This is a genomic window from Pseudobdellovibrionaceae bacterium, from assembly GCA_019637875.1.
In the GTDB taxonomy this organism is placed as follows: Bacteria; Bdellovibrionota; Bdellovibrionia; order Bdellovibrionales; family Bdellovibrionaceae; genus JAHBUW01.
The window spans coordinates 1-2,750 of the sequence record JAHBUW010000029.1; the positions used below are offsets into that span (position 1 = coordinate 1).

General features: G+C 57.7%; 3 protein-coding genes. 1 reads left to right on the top strand and 2 read right to left on the bottom strand.

Features of this window, described 5'->3' with window-relative positions; genetic code table 11:
- The coding region (locus KF767_19215; GenBank protein MBX3020023.1) for a DEAD/DEAH box helicase family protein at positions 1-1,946 on the bottom strand (1,946 nt) is incomplete at its 3' end.
- A gap of 294 nt (positions 1,947-2,240) precedes the next feature.
- Here KF767_19215 and KF767_19220 point away from each other — a divergent pair.
- Complete coding sequence (locus KF767_19220; GenBank protein ID MBX3020024.1) at positions 2,241-2,465, top strand: hypothetical protein; 225 nt, start codon at positions 2,241-2,243, stop codon at positions 2,463-2,465.
- Here KF767_19220 and KF767_19225 read toward each other — a convergent pair.
- Positions 2,466-2,750 (bottom strand): hypothetical protein (locus KF767_19225; GenBank protein MBX3020025.1); only part of this gene is annotated, 285 nt, incomplete at its 5' end.

Genomic DNA, 2,750 nt, shown 5'->3' on the forward strand with positions numbered 1-2,750 from the left:
ATCAACGCCTCGCGCTTGTCGGGATCACTCCAGATGGTGCGAAGTTCGTCCTCATCCTCCACGAGTCCATCGAGATCGCCAAACAGTTGCTGCATGAACTCCTGCGCCGTGATCTGCCGACCCTCGTGCCAGTAGGTCGTCGCGGCGAGATACCGGATGCTTCGTTCCTTGCCATCCGAGAGCTTGACGACAATACGCTCGGGCGGCGGCTCTTCCACGGGAGGCGGCTCGTTCGGGCTCCCTTCGTCTGACTTCTTCGACTTGGAGGGCTTGCGCGGGTCCTCCGGCGGCAGTGGTTCGCCGTCCCATTCCGGGTCGTTGAAGTGCTCGTAGGCCTTCACGAAGTCGTAGACGGTGAAGTAGTCCTTGCCCTCGAAGGTGCGCGTTCCGCGACCGATGATCTGCTTGAACTCGGTCATCGACTTGATCTGTTTGTCGAGCACGATCAGGTGGCAGGTTTGCGCATCGACGCCGGTGCTCATCAATTTGGAGGTCGTCGCAATCACGGGATAGATCGATTCCGGGTCGATGAAATGGTCGAGCTGGGCTTTGCCCTCATCGTTGTCCCCGGTGATGCGCATCACATACTTGCTGTTGGCCGCGGCAAGGTCGGGGTTGGCATTCACCATCGCTTGGCGCATCCGTTCCGCGTGGTCGATGTTCTCGCAGAAGATGATCGTCTTGGCAAAGCGGTCGGTGGCCTTCAGGAACTCTGTCACCTTCGCGGCAACTGTCTCGGTTCGCTTTTTCAGAATCAGAGTCCGGTCAAAATCTTTGTCGTTGTACTCGCGGTCTTCGACAACTTGGCCAAACCGGTCCTTCAGGCCCGCCTCCGGCCGCCAGCCGTCCAGGTCTCGATCGAGGCCGATGCGCACCACCTTGTACGGCGCGAGAAAGCCGTCCGAGATCCCCTGCTTCAGTGAATAGGTGTAGAGCGGAGCACCGAAGTACTCCATGTTGGAGACGTCCTTGGTTTCCTTCGGCGTCGCCGTCATGCCGATCTGAGTCGCGGACGTGAAATACTCGAGCACCCTTCGCCACGACGCGTCATCGGCGGCACTGCCGCGATGACACTCATCGACGACGATGAGATCGAAGAAGTCGGGCGAGAACTGCTTGTAGATGTTCGACTCTTCGTCCGTCCCCGTCACCGCCTGATAAAGGCAGAGATAGATTTCAAATGACTTGTCCACCGTGCGATCGGTGATTTTCGTCATCGCCTTGCCGAAGGGCTTGAAGTCGTTCGTTCTCGTCTGGTCGGCGAGGATGTTGCGATCAACGAGAAAGAGAATCCTCTTCTTCGCTTTCGATTTCCAAAGCCGCCAAATGATCTGAAACGCGGTGTAGGTCTTGCCCGTTCCCGTGGCCATCACGAGCAGAATGCGGTCCTGCCCCTGCGCGATCGCATCGACCGTGCGATTGATCGCGATCTGCTGGTAGTAGCGCGGCAACTTGCCCGACCCGTCGTCAAAGTAGTCTTGCGTCGCGACAACCTCTTGGGCCGGTGTGTATCCCTTCGCGGCGCGGTATCGAGTCCACAGTTCTTCGGGCGTCGGAAACTGATCGAGCGGAACGTGCCGTTCCACCGTTGTACCCGTTCCCGTTCGGTCGTGCTCCAGAAACGCGTCGCCATTAGAGCTAAACGCGAACGGCACATCAAGCACTTCGGCGTACTCGAGCGCCTGCTGCATACCGCCGCCGACTTCGTAGTTGTTGTCCTTTGCCTCCACAACCGCGATCGGGATTCCCGGTTTGTAATAGAGGATGTAGTCGGCCTTCTTGCCCTCGCCCCGAGCGACCTTCTTGCCACGGACGATGACGCGACCTTTCGTGAAGTAGATTTCCTCACGCATCTGCGTCATCACATCCCACTTGCCCTGATTGACAATCGCGGGGGTGATGAACTTGGTGCGGATGTCCGCTTCGGTGAGCTGCTTCTTGTCCATAGGCAACACGAGGCGGAAGGCAGAAGGTCGGTGCGTTCGCCGCATCAGCGAACTGAGACCAGTATTGATTGTAACGATCGGGGCGAGAATCGGATGCTCTAAAAAGTCAGGCGCACCCGAACAGCAACCCATCACGAGTGCTCCGGAGTTCCGGTTCGCGGACACGTGGATGTCCGCGAGACAGCAAACCATTGTGCCGACGTCGGCAATATGGTCAGCCGCGTGCTTCCGCGAGCGATTGGTTTAGACTCGGGGATTCCGCTTTCAATTAAACATCCCGACGGGGGAAGAACCATGTCCAAAGGCACCACCAAACTCGGCTTCATCAACCCGAACCAGCAGATCAACCTCGGCTGCCTCAATATCCCGGGCACCGATCACGGGCAGCAGCTCTATCACATGAAGTGCATCAAGTGCCTGCACGAGTACGGCGCGAACGGGTCGGACATTCATCTTCGCAAGTGTCCGGAGTGTCAGGGCGGGCAGCCGAGTTCGGGCGGGTGGATCCCGCCGAAGTAGTCAAACGCCGCCGCGTCCGGTTGGCGCGGCTCGCGCGAAGCGCGGCAATTCCAATCGCGCCAAGGCAACGGGCGACAGGAAACCCAACAGCCATGCCGGCGAATGCCTCCCGAAACGACAAAGGCACGGGCGCTCATAACAAATGAAGGCCGCGGTCGGCTCACAAGAGAGATCTGGACCCGAAAAGCCGAACAAAATACGACTTTCTTTCATTTTGTTATTTTCCTTCACAGGAAAATGACATTTATTGAGAAAATTTTCCTGAATTGTGCTATTTTCCTGTAA

Bases quoted from the DNA above. Each gene is read 5' to 3' on its own strand.
- KF767_19220 (MBX3020024.1), top strand. From the start codon at position 2,241: ATGTCCAAAGGCACCACCAAACTCGGCTTCATCAACCCGAACCAGCAG.